16 protein-coding genes are annotated in these 16,797 nt (G+C 66.6%); 12 read left to right on the forward strand and 4 right to left on the reverse strand.

Annotated features, from left to right (window positions below; genetic code table 11):
- Positions 1-123: 123 nt before the first annotated feature.
- From GJG85_RS31455 to GJG85_RS31510, 12 genes are all read left to right on the forward strand, one after another.
- On the forward strand, positions 124-1,293 hold the full coding sequence (locus GJG85_RS31455; RefSeq protein ID WP_239469032.1) for a polysaccharide biosynthesis/export family protein: 1,170 nt from the start codon (positions 124-126) through the stop codon (positions 1,291-1,293).
- The gene (locus GJG85_RS31460) at positions 1,290-1,724 is read left to right on the forward strand and encodes a low molecular weight protein-tyrosine-phosphatase (RefSeq protein ID WP_050013562.1); all 435 of its coding nucleotides are present in this window, start codon (positions 1,290-1,292) and stop codon (positions 1,722-1,724) included. Before GJG85_RS31455 ends, GJG85_RS31460 begins: the two co-directional genes overlap by 4 nt.
- A gap of 52 nt (positions 1,725-1,776) precedes the next feature.
- Positions 1,777-4,014, forward strand: coding sequence for a polysaccharide biosynthesis tyrosine autokinase (locus tag GJG85_RS31465; RefSeq protein WP_204384747.1), 2,238 nt, complete (start codon positions 1,777-1,779; stop codon positions 4,012-4,014).
- Positions 4,015-4,077: 63 nt separating this feature from the next.
- A complete protein-coding gene (locus GJG85_RS31470) occupies positions 4,078-5,310 on the forward strand; it encodes an oligosaccharide flippase family protein (RefSeq protein ID WP_204384748.1) in 1,233 nt (410 codons plus the stop codon).
- A 28-nt stretch (positions 5,311-5,338) separates the two neighbouring features.
- Positions 5,339-6,538, forward strand: a complete 1,200-nt coding sequence (locus GJG85_RS31475) for a capsular biosynthesis protein (protein ID WP_204384750.1) — start codon at positions 5,339-5,341, stop codon at positions 6,536-6,538.
- Between the two features lies 1 nt (position 6,539).
- The gene (locus GJG85_RS31480) at positions 6,540-7,070 is read left to right on the forward strand and encodes a DapH/DapD/GlmU-related protein (RefSeq protein ID WP_050013649.1); all 531 of its coding nucleotides are present in this window, start codon (positions 6,540-6,542) and stop codon (positions 7,068-7,070) included.
- Positions 7,067-8,059, forward strand: a complete 993-nt coding sequence (locus tag GJG85_RS31485) for a glycosyltransferase (protein WP_204384751.1) — start codon at positions 7,067-7,069, stop codon at positions 8,057-8,059. Before GJG85_RS31480 ends, GJG85_RS31485 begins: the two co-directional genes overlap by 4 nt.
- Positions 8,060-8,110: 51 nt before the next feature.
- Positions 8,111-9,193: a glycosyltransferase gene (locus GJG85_RS31490; protein WP_050013558.1), complete on the forward strand. Its 1,083-nt coding sequence runs from the start codon at positions 8,111-8,113 to the stop codon at positions 9,191-9,193.
- A 100-nt stretch (positions 9,194-9,293) separates the two neighbouring features.
- Entirely contained in the window at positions 9,294-10,139 is an 846-nt protein-coding gene (kdsA, locus tag GJG85_RS31495; RefSeq protein WP_050013557.1) for a 3-deoxy-8-phosphooctulonate synthase, read from the forward strand.
- An 8-nt stretch (positions 10,140-10,147) separates the two neighbouring features.
- Positions 10,148-10,687: an HAD-IIIA family hydrolase gene (locus tag GJG85_RS31500; protein ID WP_204384810.1), complete on the forward strand. Its 540-nt coding sequence runs from the start codon at positions 10,148-10,150 to the stop codon at positions 10,685-10,687.
- Positions 10,671-11,477 carry a 3-deoxy-manno-octulosonate cytidylyltransferase gene (gene kdsB, locus GJG85_RS31505; RefSeq protein ID WP_050013555.1) on the forward strand — a complete coding sequence of 269 codons (807 nt, stop codon included), beginning with the start codon at positions 10,671-10,673 and terminating at the stop codon, positions 11,475-11,477. Before GJG85_RS31500 ends, kdsB begins: the two co-directional genes overlap by 17 nt.
- On the forward strand, positions 11,455-12,390 hold the full coding sequence (locus tag GJG85_RS31510; RefSeq protein WP_124630067.1) for a KpsF/GutQ family sugar-phosphate isomerase: 936 nt from the start codon (positions 11,455-11,457) through the stop codon (positions 12,388-12,390). Before kdsB ends, GJG85_RS31510 begins: the two co-directional genes overlap by 23 nt.
- A 24-nt stretch (positions 12,391-12,414) precedes the next feature.
- On the opposite strand, the gene GJG85_RS31515 is transcribed toward GJG85_RS31510, so the two are convergent.
- The 4 genes from GJG85_RS31515 to galU form a co-directional block, all read right to left on the reverse strand.
- Entirely contained in the window at positions 12,415-13,551 is a 1,137-nt protein-coding gene (locus tag GJG85_RS31515) for a sialidase family protein (RefSeq protein WP_239469037.1), read from the reverse strand.
- 62 nt (positions 13,552-13,613) lie between these two features.
- Complete coding sequence (locus tag GJG85_RS31520; RefSeq protein WP_089490090.1) at positions 13,614-14,807, reverse strand: hypothetical protein; 1,194 nt, start codon at positions 14,805-14,807, stop codon at positions 13,614-13,616.
- A gap of 325 nt (positions 14,808-15,132) precedes the next feature.
- Entirely contained in the window at positions 15,133-15,720 is a 588-nt protein-coding gene (locus GJG85_RS31525) for a phosphatase PAP2 family protein (RefSeq protein ID WP_050013551.1), read from the reverse strand.
- A gap of 23 nt (positions 15,721-15,743) precedes the next feature.
- Positions 15,744-16,628: a UTP--glucose-1-phosphate uridylyltransferase GalU gene (gene galU, locus GJG85_RS31530; protein WP_050013550.1), complete on the reverse strand. Its 885-nt coding sequence runs from the start codon at positions 16,626-16,628 to the stop codon at positions 15,744-15,746.
- Positions 16,629-16,797 lie beyond the last annotated feature (169 nt).

Raw genomic sequence — 16,797 nt, forward strand, 5'->3', positions numbered from 1 at the left:
AAGGCGGCGCAACGGTACGGTGTGGCAGCAGGCATGTCCGGTCTCGACAGGGGTGCTGTACTCGCGGTCGACACGACGCGAGGCGACCGAAGCAATTTCAGACTAAAAAAGATCGAGGTTGTAATGCAGAGGTTGCGTCAAATGGAGCCGGCGCGCGCGCCGCGCCGACGATCGCGTGTCGGTCGACTCGTGATGATCCTGCCGCTGTGTGCGTTGCTGGGCGCGTGCGGTATCGCGCCGGGCATGCGCATGCAGCAGCCGGCGTCGATTCCGCTGCAAAGCGGCACGACGCCCGGTGACAACGCCACGCTGCCGGTTCCGGTGACGAATATCGACCTGTCGCTGATCCGGCGCATGCGCGATACGGAACGCAGTGTGCCCGGCGAGCTCCGCGATATCGCCTCGTCGCCGGACGCATACACCATCGGCCGCGGCGACGTGTTGCAGATCACCGTGTGGGATCACCCCGAACTGGCGGCGGCGCTCGGCGCGCCGGCACAGTCCGCGCCGCGTGCCGCGGATGCGCCGCCGGGTTTCGTCGTCGATCAGGACGGTACGCTGCAGTTTCCTTACGCGGGCCGGTTGCCGGTCGCCGGGCTGACGGCCGAGCAGGTACAAACGCAGCTTGCGCGGCGTCTTGACAAGACGTTCAGGAATCCGCAGGTCACGGTGCGGATCGCATCGTTCCGTGCGAAGCAGGTGTATATCGAGGGCGAGGTGCATACGCCGGGCTCGCAGCCGGTGAACGACATCCCGATGACGCTGTATGACGCGATAGGGCGGGCAGGGGGATTCTCGGCGGCGGCCGACCAGAGTCGCATCGTGCTGGTGCGCGACGGCGTCGAGCGCAGGATCGATCTGACCGGGATGGCCGAACAAGGACGCAATCCGTCGAAGATCGTGCTGCGCAACGGCGACCTCGTGCGCGTGCTGGCACGCGACGAGAGCGGCGTATTCGTGATGGGCGAGGTCAACAAGCCCGTCACGGCGTTGCCGATGCGCAATGGCCGGCTGACGTTGAGCGAGGCGATCGCGCAGGCAGGCAGCCTGAACGCGAACACGGCCGACGCCGCGCAGCTCTACGTGGTGCGCGGGATGCAGGACGCGCAACCGCAGGTCTATCACCTCGATGCCCGCTCGCCGGTCGCGATGGTGCTCGCCAATCAATTCCAGTTGAAGCCGAAGGACGTCGTCTACGTCGACGGCAACGGGCTCGTCCGCTTCAGCCGCGTGCTCAGCCTGTTGCTGCCGGCCATCAATGCCGGCCTGACCGCGGCGATCGCGACCAAATGATGGAGTCCATCCTGATCGTCTGCGAAGGCAACATTTGCCGCAGCCCGATGGCCGAAGCGATGCTGCGTCAGTCGATGCCGGGGCGCCGCGTCACGTCCGCCGGCCTGAACGCACTGGTCGGCATGCCGGCCGCGCCGTATGCGCTGGACGTCATGCGCCTGCGCGGGTTCGACGTGTCGCCGCATCGCGCCCGGCAGGTCGACCGCGCGCTGTGTACCGACGCCGACCTGATCCTCGTGATGGACCGTCGACAGCGCACGTCGCTCGAGAACCGGTTTCCGTTCGTGCGGGGACGCGTGTTCCGTCTCGGCGAATACACGGACTTCGACGTGCACGACCCTTACCGGCAGCCCAGGTTCGTATTCGAACGCTGCGCGCGACTGATCGAACTCGGCGTGTCCGAGTGGTCGAAGCGCCTTCGTATCGTCTGAAGCCGCCGTCGGCCGACGCTCCACTGGAACCCCTACGCCTCATATCGTTGCCATGACCCAACCCTCCGCCCCGCCGCAGCAAGCCGCCGAAGACGGCAGCGAGACCGATTTCGTTGCGGTGCTCGACATTCTGCTGGAAAGCCGCTGGCTGATCGCGTCCATCACGTGCGTGCTGCTGGCGGCCGGCCTCGCGTACGCGATGCTCGGCAAGCCCGTGTTCGAAGCCAACATCATGGTCCAGGTCGAGGACAGCCCCGACACGTCGGCCGCCAAGTCGTTGCTCGGCGACGTATCGGCGCTGTTCGACGTCAAGTCGTCGGCCGCCGCCGAACAGCAGATCCTCGCGTCGCGCCTCGTCGTCGAACGTGCGGTCGACAAGCTCAACCTGTTCATCGACGCGGAGCCGAAGCGATTTCCGCTGATTGGCGACTGGATCGCGCGCCATCGCGATGGCTTGTCCGAACCCGGCCTCGCCGGCCTGGGCGGCTACGCGTGGGGCCGCGAACGCATCGACGTGCGGCGTTTCGACGTGCCGCGCAAGAACGAAGGCGACGCGTTCACGCTGACGAGCCTCGGGGGCAAGCGCTATCGGCTCGACGGCGGCGATCTCGATGCGCCGGTCGAGGGCACCGTCGGCGCGCTCGAGCGCTTCGACTCGCCGCGCGGCCCGATCGTGCTGCAGGTCGCGTCGATCGCCGCGAAGCCCGGCGCCGCATTCGTGCTGGTTCGCCACTCGCGGCTGAAGACGATCGAGGACATCCGCGACCGCCTCAACGTGCAGGAGCGCGTGAAGCAATCGGACGTCGTCGTCGCCAGTCTTCAGGATACCGATCCGAAATGGGTCTGCGACACGATGAACGAAATCGGCCGTCAGTACGTGCGGCAGAACATCGAGCGGAAATCGGCGGAGGCCGCGCAGTCGCTTGAATTCCTGACCGCGCAATTGCCGCAGCTCAAGCTGCAACTGGCCGATTCCGAAGCGCGTCTGACCAAACTGCGAGACGAGCATGGCACGGTCGACCTCACCGAGGAGGCGAAGCTCGCGCTGGCCCAGACCGCGGACGCGAAGACGCGCCTGCTCGAGTTGCAGCAGAAGCGGCAGGAGTTGATGTCCCGTTTCACCGAACGGCACCCGAGCGTGGCCGTGATCGACGAGCAGATCGCCGCGCTGAACGGCTATCGGAACGCCGCCGAGCTGCAGATCAGGCGCCTGCCGGACCTGCAGCAGGAAGCCGTGCGGCTGATGCTCGACGTGAAGGTCAACACCGACCTCTACACGGCATTGCTGAACAACATGCAGCAGCTGCAACTCGTGCAGGCCGGCAAGGTCGGCAACGTGCGTCTCGTCGACACGGCCGCGGTGCCGGAAGTGGCGGTGCGGCCGAAGAAGGTGCTCGTCGCGCTGGCGTCGCTGCTGCTCGGGCTGCTCGCCGGCTGCGGCACCGCGATCGTCCGCTCGATGCTGTTCCACGGCATCTCGGATCACAACGAGATCGAGCGCCGCCTCGGCCTCGCGGTGTACGCGACGGTCCCGATCAGCGACCATCAGCGCGACCTGGCCGAAGAAGCCGCGCGCAAGAGCGGCCACAAGTCGATCCTGTCGATCGATTTCCCGAACGAGCCGGCCGTCGAGTGCCTGCGGAGCCTGCGCACCGCCCTGCAGTTCGCGATGCTCGAGGCGAAGAACAACATCGTGCTGATCGCCGGTCCCGCGCCGGGCGTCGGCAAGACCTTCATCTCGTCGAACCTCGCGGTCGTGATGGCCAGCGCCGGGAAGCGTGTGCTGCTGATCGACGGCGACATTCGCAAGGGGCGGATGCATGACTATCTCGGCTTTCCGCGCGGCCGCGGCTTCACGGAGCTGATCGCCGGCAGCGCACGCGTGGAGGACGTGATTCACCGAGAGGTGGTCGAGGGTCTCGACTTCATCTCGACCGGCACGATGCCGAAAAATCCCGCGGAACTGCTGTTGAACCGCAATCTCGCGGCGCTGGTCGACGGCCTGTCGTCGGGTTACGACATCGTCGTGATCGACTCGGCGCCGGTGCTCGCCGTGCCCGATACCGGTATTCTCGGTGCATTCGCCGGTACCGCGCTGCTCGTCACGATGGCGGGCAAGACAAAGCTCGGCGAGATCGACGAATCAGCGAAGCGCTTCGCGCAAAACGGCGTTCGCCTGAACGGCGTCATCTTCAACGGCGTCAACCCGCGGCTCGGACAGTACGGCTACGGTTCGAAGTACGGCGGTTATCGCTATGTCGCCTACGAGTACGGAGCGCAGGATGCGTGATACGTCCAGCGCAGCCGGCGTCCCGGCATGCGAATCCGGTCGCGCGCGGCGCACGGAGGCGCGATGATCAATCCGCGGGATTCGATCGTTTCGCTGGCCGGCGTCGTGATGGGACAGATCGCGCTGTTCGTCAGCATCTTCGTGATCGGACGTCGGTTCGGGCCTGAGTCGCTGGGCCACTTCAACTATCTGCTCGCGCTGGCGTCTTTCGTCGGCACGCTGCTCGCATTGCGCTACGAGCTCGCGTGCGTCGACGATTCGCCGCGCGAATCGTTCAATGCGCTGGTCAACGTGACGGCGTTGGGCCTGATGGTCGCCGCCGCGGGCGGGATGCTGATCGCGATCGCCGGCCGGGCGGATCTCTATCCTGTCGCCGTCTATGCGCTGGCATCGTTCATCCAGCTGGCTGCCGGCGCCTACCTGAACAGCCTCAGGCGCTACGGATGGATCGCGCTGTCGCGCATGGTCGTCAACGGTGCGTTCCTGATCGGTCTCGTGCTGTCGCTCGCCTGCTCCGCATGCGGCAAGGTCGACGTATTCGCGTTGTACGCGTGGGTGACCGCCGCAGTGTCGGTCGTGATGGCCGGTGCGATCGTGCTGAGCGGCTATCGCGCAGGGTATGCGTTCAGGTTGTCGCCGGGTTTCTTCGTCAGGAATCGCCGGTTCGCGCTGTACATCCTGCCGTCGACGCTGTGCGCGTCGGTGCTGACCTACGCGCTGGCGATCGCCATTCCGCACTGGTTCGATGCGCAGAGTGCCGGCTACTTCGCCGCGGCTTACCGGCTCGGTTTCTTTCCGGTTTCGCTGATCGCGCAGAGCGTGGGCGGCGTGTTTCGGCGCGACGCAATCGGCGCGATGGCGCGACCGGATGCCGGCTCGGCGGTGCATCGGGTGTACCGCACCTACGCGCGTGCACTCGCGGGCCTCGCCGTCGCGTACATGGCCGGCGGGCTGCTGCTGTTCGCGCCGCTCGTCGACCTGTTCTTCGGCGCAAGCTGGCGCGGCTCGGTCGGCTTCTATTACAGCCTGATGCCGTTGTTCGCGCTGCAGCTGATCTACGTGCCGCTGTCGCAGATCTTCCTGGCCACGCGCGCGCAGCGCACCGATTTCCTGTTTCAGCTGACCTGCGGGATGGGCCTCGTCGGCGCGTTGGGCATCGCGCGGCTGGCGAACCTGTCGGCCCAGACGAGCGTCCTGATTTTTTCATTGACCGGCGCGGCGCTGATGGCGGCGGGCATCGCGCTGACGTACCGGGTCCTCGACGCGAACCTGTCCCGGTCGGGGGCGCTGGCGTGAGAACGCCGATACGACGAACGAGTACACCATGATCCTGATAGTCATCGACTCCCTCGAGCGCTACTACTTCGCCACCCGTCTGGTGAGCGCGGTCCGGCACGAATACGAGTTCGCATTCCTGACGAGTGAACCGGTCGCGCATCTCGGCCTGCTGCTGGGCGGCTTCCGGTCGGTGTACCTGAACCGGCTGATGCCGATCGACGTGCCCGACGGCGGCGCGGCCGACCGCACGCCGTATCAACTGTCGATCGAAGTGATGAACGGGCAGATGACCGAGGCGCGTGCGAAGCGCGAGTCGGCGGCGATCTTCCATATCGCGTCGGAAGTGCTGCGCGGCCTGCGGGTCGAGCAGTGCGTGATGTGGAACGGGCAGCAGCTCGTGTGCCGCGCGGTGCGGCAGGCGTGCACGGTGCAGGGCGTGGCGACCCGCTTCATTGAGATCTCGAATCTGCCGGGCAAGCTGTTCGTCGATTCGCTGGGCGTCAATGCATTGTCGACGATCAGCCGCTACCCCGAGGTCATCGATCGCCTGCCGCTACCCGACGAGGACACGCATGCGCGCTGGCTGTCGACCTATGAACGCGACAAGCGCAAGCCGCTGCCGCAGGCGCGGACGTCGTTCGGACGCAAGGCGACGTCCGCGACGAATTATGTGCTGAAGCTGGTCAGCCGCGGTGTCGGCCGGCGGCGTCTGGCAAGCGTGCGCGCGCGCAACGGCATGCCGGCGCCGCGCCAGGCCACCTATATGTCGCCCGACACGCTGTCGACCTGCCGCTATGTATTCCTGCCGCTTCAGGTGGCCGGCGATACGCAGATCAAGCTGCACTCTGACGTCGGCAATCTCGACGCGATTCGCCATGCGTTCGAGTTCGCGGCGAACGAGAGCGCCGACCTGTTCGTGAAACTCCATCCGGCGGAAACCGATGCGGCCGAGATCGACGCGATCGTGCGCCTGCAGCAGACGTATCACTTCGAGATCGTCACGACGCCGACCACGGAGCTGCTGCGGCATGCGCATGCGGTCGTCACGATCAATTCGACGGTCGGGCTGGAGGCGATGCTGTACGGCAAGCGCGTGGTGTCGCTCGGCCGGTGTTTCTACAAGGAGTTCGACCGCGAGCGCCTGCTGAAGTACATCCATTCGTTTCTGGTCGACGGCATCGACTACTTCGGCACCGCGCGTATCCCGGCCGATGCGGCGCGGCGCGTTTTCGCGGGGCAGCGTTGACATGACCGTCACGTTGAGACAGACCGCCGACGCGATCGCCGAAGATTGCCGCCGCAATGCGTTCGTGAAGACGCGCAGCGTGGTGATCTTCTACCGCATCGTGCACTACCTCGCGTGCCGGAACCGGTTCACGCTGCTGGCCGGCGCGCCGCTGATCCTGCTGTACATCGTGTTGTGCGACTGGCTGATGGGCATCGAGATTCCGGCGAAGACGAAGATCGGCAGGGGGCTCGCGATCTATCACGGCACCGGCCTCGTGATCAACGGATACGCGACGATCGGCGCGTACTGCACGCTGCGGCACGGCGTGACCGTCGGCAACACGATCCGGAAGGACGGCACGCTCGGCGGCGTGCCGACGATCGGCGATCACGTCGAGTTCGGCGCGCACAGCGTCGTGCTCGGCGAGGTTCGCATCGGCGACCGCGCGCGGATTGGCGCCGGGGCGGTCGTGCTGACCGACGTGCCCGACGGCGGCGTCGCGGTCGGTGTGCCGGCGCGCGTTGTCGACAACGGACAGGAATCGAAATGAAAGTGTTCATTCTGCATCCCGGCAAGGCGAACTATCCCGAGATCGCCGCCTACGGCCGTCGGCTGAGAGCGCACGGGTTCGAGGTGTTCGACGGCGATCTCGATGCGTATGTGCGCTTTCCGGACCGGGACGTCTGCATCCTTTGGTGCATCATGGGTTTCTATCGGGCATTGCCGCCCGCGCGGTTCGTGATTCACGACTATCGGTCGCTATCGGTGGGCCGGCTCGCGGCCGTCAAGGACCGCGTGAAGCGCGTGCTGAACGTACGGCCCGATTTGCGCATCTTCCAGAACGCGCGGATGCGGGACGCGATGGCGTTTGGCGACGGCGTACGCGCGTTGCTGTTGCCGATGGGCGTGCCGGACTGGATCTTCGATCCGGTGGATGCCGGTGCCGGTGCCGGTGCCGGTGCCGACGTCGCGGCCGCGGGTGACGCCGATACCGTGCAAACGCCGTCCGGAAGGTTCTGCTATATCGGCGAGATGAGCCGAGAACGCGGCTTTCACAAGGTGCTCGCCGCCTACCGCGACGCGCGGCGCGACGCAGCGGACACGCTCGTGCTGGTCGGCCATCCGGAGCCCGAAATCCGCGCGGCTTTCGCCGACACGCCGGGCATCCGCTTCGTCGGCCGCGTACCGCAACGCGACGCGCTGCGGATCGTGCGCGACAGCGAATACGCGGTGTGCTTCTTTCCGTATCACCGACCGCATTGCTTCCAGACGCCGACGAAGCTGCTCGAATACGCGTCGCTCGGAAAAAAGATCGTCTGCAACGACGCGCCGTCGAACGTACGCACCGCGAAAGAACTCGGTATCCCGTGTCACGTCACCGGCGCGGCGATCTTCGACGAAGTGTTTCCGTTGTCGCGGATCCGTGTGCGTCGTCCCGATCCGGCTGCGATGAAGTCGCTCGAATGGGGGCGCGTAATCGAAGGGTCCGGCGTGCTCGCGTATATCGATGCGGTCGCGGGGCGCGGCCCGCGTGTTTGACGGTCGTTCGGCGTCGGTGCGCGACGGCTCATTTTTCATGGAACGGACCCGATGAAAATCGTCCACATAGTCGAATCCAGCGCGACGGGCACGTTGTCGATGGTGTGCCTGATTGCCAATCGCTTCGCTCGCGAAGGGCACGACGTGCACGTCGTCTATTCGGTGCGGCCCGATACGCCGCCGGGTCTGGCCGCGATGTTCGACGCGAGGGTGTCGTTGCGCCACCTTCAGATGAAAGGCGCGGGCCTGTTGCAGACCGTGATGCGCCTGCGCGCGACACTCAACGGGATCGGCCCGGACGTCGTGCACATGCATTCGTCGTTTGCCGGTTTTTTAGGGCGGCTGTCGACGCTGTTTGCGTTGCCGAAGGCGGCGTTCTTCTACAGTCCGCACTGCATTTCTTTCATGCGTCGCGACATCTCGCGCGTGAAGCGCCTGGCGTTCGTCGGCCTGGAGAGAATCGCGTGCGTGCGGAAGTGCCTTTACGTCGCGTGCTCGGAGAGTGAAGGTCGGGCGATTCGCACCTGGCTTCGTCAGCCGGTGGTGGTGGTCGAGAATGCGGTGGTCGAGGCTGCGTCGACCGCGCATTCGGGCGACGCCGCGCGGCCCGCGGACGGTCCCGCCTATGTGGTGACGGTCGGCGGCATCCGCGCGCAAAAGAATCCGGGCCTGTTCGCGCAGATCGCGTACGGCATGCGCGCGCGCGGTACGCGTTTCGTCTGGATCGGCGACGGCGACGATGGTGCGAAGGCGGAACTGGCGAAGGCCGGCGTCGAAGTGACCGGATGGCTGTCGCGCGACGAGGTCGAGCGTCGGCTCGGATGCGCGGACGTGTACCTGTCGACCTCGTCGTGGGAAGGGATGCCGGTGTCGGTGATCGAGGCGATGCTGGCCGGCCGACCCGTCGTCGTGTCCGACTGTGCGGGCAACGTCGATGTCGTCCGTCATTTGCAGACCGGCGTGATCTATGCGACGGCAGCCGACGCGGCCGCGTGGCTGCAGCGCCTCGCTGGCGACGTTGCATTGCGGTCAGAACTGGGCCGGCGGGCGAACCGCGAGGCGCGGCAGCGTTTCGGCGAGGAACGCCTGTTCGGCGAGCTTGCGCCGCTCTATGCGACGAGCGGGGAGCGCTGACGTCGGCAAACAGCGGCGGTCGACCTCCGCGTTTCGCGCGGCGGCGGTCGCGGCCGCAGCACGACGCGAACACCATCGTCCTCATTTCGTGGAGATCCATATGAATGTAACCATCACGCCGGACGTCACGGTCGGCAACGACCTGCCGTTCGTCCTCTTCGGCGGCCTCAACGTGCTCGAAAGCCTCGGGCTCACGCTCGACGTCTGCGGCACGTTCGTCGAGGTCACGCGCCGCCTCGGCATTCCGCTGGTGTTCAAGGCGTCCTTCGACAAGGCCAACCGTTCGTCGATCCACTCGTATCGCGGCGTGGGGTTCGACGTGGGGCTGCGGATCCTGGACGAAGTCAGGCACCGGTTCGGTGTGCCCGTGATCACGGACGTGCATGAGGTGTGGCAGGTCGGGCCGGTCTCGCAGGTCGTCGACGTCCTGCAGATACCGGCATTCCTCGCGCGCCAGACCGATCTCGTGGTCGCGATCGCGCAGACCGGCAACGTGGTCAATATCAAGAAGCCGCAGTTCATGAGCCCGACGCAGATCGAGCACGTCGTATCGAAATGCCGCGAGGCCGGCAACGATCGCGTGATCCTGTGCGAGCGCGGTTCCTCGTTCGGCTACGACAATCTCGTCGTCGACATGCTCGGTTTTCGCCAGATGCGCGATGCGACGGGCGACTGCCCGGTGATCTTCGACGTCACGCACAGCCTGCAGATGCGCGATCCGCACGGCGCCGCGTCGGGCGGCCGGCGGCGTCAGGTACTCGATCTCGCGCGCGCCGGGATGGCGGTCGGGCTGGCCGGGCTGTTCCTCGAAGCGCATCCGGATCCCGACCACGCGCGTTGCGACGGCCCGAGTGCGCTGCCGCTCGCGTTGCTCGACGCGTTCCTGCAGCAGACGAAGGCGGTGGACGATCTGGTCAAGCGGCTCGCGCCGCTCGATATCCGGTGAGCGGCGCGATGTATCGCGGGCCCGTGCGCCTGGTGCTGTTCGACGTCGACGGCGTGTTGACGGACGGCCTGCTCCACGTGACGGCCGACGGCGAGTTCATGAAGAGCTTTCATGCGCACGACGGCGTCGCGGTCGCACTGCTGCGCGCGCACGGGATTCGCGTCGGCATCCTGTCGGGCAAGCATAGCGGCGCGCTGGCGTGGCGGGCGGCCCAGCTCGGCGTCGACGTGCTGGTGACCGGCTGCGACGACAAGGCCGCCGGTTATGCGGACATCAAGGCGCGGCAACGGATGGGCGACCCCGAAATCGCGTACGTCGGCGACGACGTGAACGATCTCGCGGTCATCGAACGCGTCGGCGTGTCGTATGCGCCGGCCGACGCGCATCCGCTCGTCCGCGCACGCGTCGATCATGTCGTACGCACGGTCGGAGGCCGCGGCGTGGCGCGCGAGGTGGCCGAGCATCTGCTGACCGGCGCCGGGCTGTCGCTCGACGACGCGTACCGGCCGTTGTTCGACGCATGGAGCAGCCATGACGTCATTCAATAACGGGCGGCCGGTGCACGTCGTGATTCCGGCACGATACGGCTCGACGCGACTGCCGGGAAAGCCGCTCGTCGATCTGGACGGCGAACCGATGATCGTCCGCGTGCACGCGCGCGTGAGCCGTGCGCTGCCCGATACCGACATCGTCGTCGCGATCGACGATCCGCGTATCGCCGACGTGCTCGCCGCGCGCGGCATCCGTTTCGCGATGACCGACGCCGGGCATGAGTCCGGCACCGATCGCGCGGCGGAAGTCGCGCGTGCGTTCGGCTGGCGCGACACCGATGCCGTGCTCAACGTACAGGGCGACGAACCGCTCGTGCCCACGGCGCTGCTGCGGGCATTCGCCGGCTTCTGCAGCGCGGCGCCGGACTTCGGTGTCGCGACGGTGGCCTGCCCGGTCGGCGACACCGCGTTGCTCGACGAGCCGGGCATCGTCAAGCTCGTCGTCGACGGCCGCGGCCGTGCGCTGTATTTCTCGCGCGCGGCGATTCCATTCTGCCGCGACGGCCGGCCCGCGCAAACGAGCGGTCCGAACGGCGGCGGTTTTCTGCGGCACATCGGCCTCTACGGCTACGCGAATACGGCGTTGCAGTCGCTGGCGGCCGCGGCGCCGTGCGAGCTCGAACGATTGGAGCGGCTCGAGCAGTTGCGGGTGCTCTGGCTCGGCATGCCGATCGACGTGATGCAATGGCCCGATGCGCCGCCGGCCGGCATCGATACGCCCGACGACGTCGCGCGCGTCGTCTCCCTTCTCAAACGGCAAACTGATGATGCGACAGAACCATATTGAATCCGCCCGGCAGGTCTTCGAGATCGAATCGCGGGCGTTGGCCAGCGTGGCCGCGCGGCTCGACGCGAACTTCGACGGTGCGATCGAGATCATGCTCGGCTCGCGCGGGCGGGTCGTCGTGTGCGGGATGGGCAAGTCCGGGATCGTCGGCAGGAAGATCGCCGCGACGCTGTCGAGCACCGGCACGCCCGGCTTCTTCATGCATCCGGGCGAGGCTTATCACGGCGATCTGGGGATGGTGACGCCGGACGACACGTTTCTCGCGATTTCGAATTCCGGGGAAACGGACGAGGTGATCAAGCTGATCCCGTTCTTGCGCAGCAACGGCAACGACCTGATCGCGCTGACCGGCGATCCTGCGTCGACCCTCGCACGCGCCGCGCGGGTCCATCTCGACGTCGGCGTCGAACGCGAGGCGTGCCCGCTGCAACTCGCGCCGACCGCGTCGACGACGGCCACGCTCGCGATGGGCGATGCGCTGGCGGTCACGCTGATGCGGGCGCGCGGCTTCCAGCCGGAGCACTTCGCACGCTTCCACCCGGGCGGCTCGCTCGGCCGCCGGCTGCTGTCCACGGTCGACGACGAAATGGCGCGCCGAGACCTGCCGATCGTGACGGAAGACATGTCGACGCTCGACGTGCTGGACGCGATGACGCGCGGGCGTCTCGGGCTCGCGATCGTGAAGCGCGACACGGGTTGGGGCATCGTGACCGACGGCGACATCCGCCGCGCGATCGAGCGGTATGGCGACGGCGTATTGCGGCGCACGGCAGCCGACATGATGTCGATCGAGCCCTGTACGGTACGGCCGGGTACGCGGGTCGAGGATGCGCTGCTGCTGATGCAGACGCAGCGCATCGGCGCGTTGCTGGTGGTCGACGGCAGCGACGTCGTCGGCGTGTTCAAGAAATAGACGAGCGGCGGGCCTCGGCCGGGGCTACTGCAACTCTTGTGTCAGCGCAGTGGATGTGGCGTTGTCGCGGAACCGCCGTACGCGCAGGAACGTGATGAAATTCGAGTCGTGCTGGCTGGCCGCGCCGCCTTCCGGGTCGTCGAACGCGACGCGGAGCACGGCAACGAGATCGCTGCCGTCGAATTGCCAGTCGACGTACTGGAAGCCGTGCCGCTTCTTGTCCGCGTGTTGCAGCAGGATGCGCCGCGCGGTCCACCGCCGCAGATCGGGGGACGACAGCAGCACCAGCGTGTTGCGCACGCGCTCGAGGTTCATCGGCCCGACGCTCTTCGGCACTGCATTCGTGATCGTCCAGTATTGCTTCGACTGGGGATCGAAGCGGATCGTGAACTTCTTGCCCGCGCCGGGCAGGTCGACGAAATCGCGCGTCGGGTCGAACGACAGCGTTCGGCCGTCGTCGCTCGTCGTCACCAATGCGGCTTTCTCCGGCCCGTTCTCAGTATTCACGCGCAGCATGACGACGGGCGCGGCGCCTTGCCTGCCGACGACATTGCCTTCTTCCCACGACTGGAATGTGCCGTCGAGCCAGCGTTTGTCCGACGGCAGATGCGCGGACATGCGCCAGTTGCGCGCGTCGAGCAGATCGCGGTCGACGGGGGCGGACAGCACCGTCGCGCGCAGGTCGCCGCCGTCGACGCTTTCATACGCGCGCCAGACGCGCCCGCGATCGACGAGCACCGGAACCGGCCCGGTGATGAAACGCCCGGAATACGGCAGCAGACCGGTGGACGCATCGATCGGCGTGGTCCACGACGCACCGCCGTCGTCGGAGCGGCGAATCGACGGTGTGCCCATCGAGCGGTTGGTGCCCATCAGATACAGCGCGCCGTTCAGCACGAACAGCGACGACCAGTACTGGTCCGGCACGTCCGCGAGCCGCGACCAGGTCGCGCCCTTGTCGTGCGACGCGAACACGGACACGCGGTTCTGTGCCGCTGCGGCGCCGAACGTGTCGAAGCTCGCGACATAGTCGCCGTTCGGCAGCAGGGCGAGCGACGGGGAGCCGAGATACACGCGCGTGGCGGCCGGACTGTGCGCGATGACTTCGCCGGGCGGCGCGGGTACGGAGTCGGCGTTCGCTGCCGTCATCGCGCAGGTCATGCACAGCGCCGCGATAAGCAATCGTTTCAACGTGCGAAACGTCGACGCATGTCGGAGTGATGTCATGTCGGATGCGCGACGGGCTCGTCGCCGGACAGGTTGGGAAGCGGGCGGACGACCGCGCGCCGCCGCGGCGCATCCTGGTCGGCCAGCACGACGAACAGCAGAATGGTGAGCCAGAGCATGCCATACAGCACGTGATATTTGAACAGCAGGATCGGCAGCAGATAGAGCAGATACTTGCGTCGACCCTTGCGGCGAAACAGCATGACCAGCGTACCGAAGAACACGATGAAACCGGCGACGCCCGCGGCGAATACGAGGTAGATGTAGAACGAGCTGTCGCGCACCTGATAGCCGCGCAGATGCGTCTTGCCGACGTTGTTGCGCTCGTCCCAGAAGAGGCCGTCGCCGAACGCGCCCGCGACGACGTCGCGCTCGGTCAGCTCGGTCAGCACGAGCGTACGGCTGCCGACCGCATCGTAGTCGACGGACTGGTTCACCCGCTGGTCGTACACGCTGTAAAGCCAGGGCACGCAGGCGAGCGCGACGACGACGACGGCGATCCGGGTCCGCAGCCGACCGCGCCCGATGAGTACGTGCAGCCCGCACAACGCGGCGCACACGGCCATCGACGCGACCGAGAAGCTGAGCAGCGCCGTCGCGAACCCGACCGCGGGCGCGAGCGTCATGCGCCGCTGCGACAGCAGCAGGACCACCGCGCTCGGCACGACCGTCATCGCGTAAAACGACGGCTCGGAATACAGGCCGAGCGCACGAATCGAAATCAGGCTGTCGGTCAGCGCCTTGGTGGCGTAGAGCGCTTCGGAGTCGGCTTCGCGCACGTAGCTGTCGAAATCGATGAAGGTACCGGTGCCGAGGTAATAGACGAGCTGAAACGTGAAGAACGCGGCGTGGACGTAGATGAGCATCCGGCATGCGGTGTCGAGCGTATCCCGCGTGAGCACGCCGCCGGCAAACATCCAGTAGCACAGCGCGATATACGTCTGGATCAGCATGAACTTGACGTAGAAGTTCACGTAGAAGTCGCCAAACGCGGACAGAACGAACGCGATGCTGATGCTGATCAGCCAGTATGCGCAGACCGGAAACAGGTGACGCTGCCGGTTCATCAGCGTCGGCGCGCGAAGAAAGGCGAGCGCGCAGAGCAGGAAATAGGCGGCGAAGGTTGCCCGTACGCTGAATGCGTTGAGGGAGAAGAACAGTACGCTGGCTGAAAAGAGCAAGGTCGACATGCGTGCGCCCGATCGGAGACTCCGGATTCGCCACGCGCCGGCCGTTCCGGCGCCGTACGGCGAGGTGCGTCGCGACGCGGGCAAGGTGCCTGTCGGGCAGGGCTCGCTTGCTCGCCGGTTCGCACGAGGAATACGGGGTCGTCGTTCGGGACGACTCGATTCCGGCGATCAAGCATAGGCGGTCGGACGAGCGGGCGAGCGGCGTTGTCCGATCCGGGCGGCATTCCGTCTTTTTCCGGCGGGGTCGACGAAGCGGTCTGCGCGCGCCGGCGCTGGCGAGGGGCAGCGCCGGCCATCGCACGCCGCGTCGTCCGACCCGCGCCCGTCAGGGCCGCAGCGCGAACCGCCCGCACAAAAACGGCGAATAGTTGTCGATCGCCGCCTGAATCGGCGCGTGTCGACCATAGGCGACGGCCGACACGGCCAATAGCGACCCGGCGACGAGCGCGCGATACCGCGCATCGACACGCGGTGCGCCATGCCGCCGCACGAACGCCAGCGCGACGGCCGAGCCGACGAGCCAGCCGGCGACGACTTCCGCCGGCGTGTGCGCGTCGTCGAACACGCGCGCCACGCCGATCAGCGCGCCGAGCGCGAGCCCGAGCGACAGCGACGTGTTCGCCCGCCATGACGTTCCGCTGCTCAGTGCCAGCACGCATGTCATCGGCCAGACCGCCGATGCGAGCATCGTATGTCCGCTGATCACGCGGAAATCGATCGCGCGGATCTGGACCCCGCAGCCGGCGTACAGCATCTTCGTGGCGCCGACCAGCGCCATGCCGGCCGCGAGCATTAGCGCCCACGACGCCGCGTAACGTCGCCCGGTCGCCGAGCACGTCAACCAGCCGATGCACACGAGCGCAAGCGGCAACGTCATCGCCGCGTCGCCGAGATCGCTGATGGCCGTCCACATGACCGGGTGCGTCGTGTGGCCGGTCAGGCGGCCAGCAGCGTCGACATGCGCGCGGCCAGATAGCTTTCGAAGTCCGCGGCCACCTCCGGGTGCCGCAGCGCGAACTCGACCGTCGCCTTCAGATACCCGAGCTTGCTGCCGCAATCGAAACGCGTGCCGTCGTAGCGATGGGCGAGCACCTGTTCGTCCGTCAGCAGCGACTGGATCGCGTCCGTCAGTTGCAGTTCGCCGCCGGCCCCCGGCCGCAGCGCGCGCAGATGCTCGAACACCTTCGGCTTCAACACGTAACGCCCCACCACGCCGAAATTCGACGGCGCGTTCGCCGGCGCCGGCTTCTCGACGATGCCGGACACCTTGAACAGGTTGTCCTCCCAGCGCTTGCCGTCGATCACGCCGTACGACGTCGATGCCTCGGGCGCGATTTCCTCCACGCCGATCACCGACGCGTGATAGTGATCGAACACGTCGATCATCTGGCGCAACACGGGCGTCGGACCGTCGAGCAGGTCGTCCGCGAGGATCACGGCGAACGGCTGGTCGCCGACCAGCTTCTCCGCGCACAGCACGGCATGGCCGAGCCCCAGTGCTTCGGCCTGGCGAACGTAGAAGCAGTCCACGTGGTTCGGCTTGATGCTGCGAACCAGCGACAGCAGCTTTTCCTTGCCGCGCGCCTCGAGCTCGGCTTCGATCTCGTAGGATTTGTCGAAGTGGTCTTCGATCGCGCGCTTGCTGCGGCCGGTCACGAAAATCATTTCGGTGATGCCGGCGTCGATCGCTTCCTCGACCGCATATTGAATCAGCGGCTTGTCCACGACCGGCAGCATTTCCTTCGGGCTGGCCTTGGTCGCCGGTAGAAATCGCGTGCCGAGACCGGCGACCGGAAAGACGGCTTTCGTCACTTTCAACATGGTTTTCGGATTCCACTCGTTCGGGTTCAGGCATCGACGATGCCGATAGAGGGCGACGATGCGCGAATGCCATCGTCGTTGGCACGGTACCGTGCGCGCTCGCGCAACCGGCCCCGCGCGCCGTCCGAAAATCGTAGGGGTGTTCCGCTTTCCGGGGGTGACCGAATCT

The organism is Burkholderia sp. MS389, from assembly GCF_016899425.1.
GTDB lineage: Bacteria > Pseudomonadota > Gammaproteobacteria > Burkholderiales > Burkholderiaceae > Burkholderia > Burkholderia sola.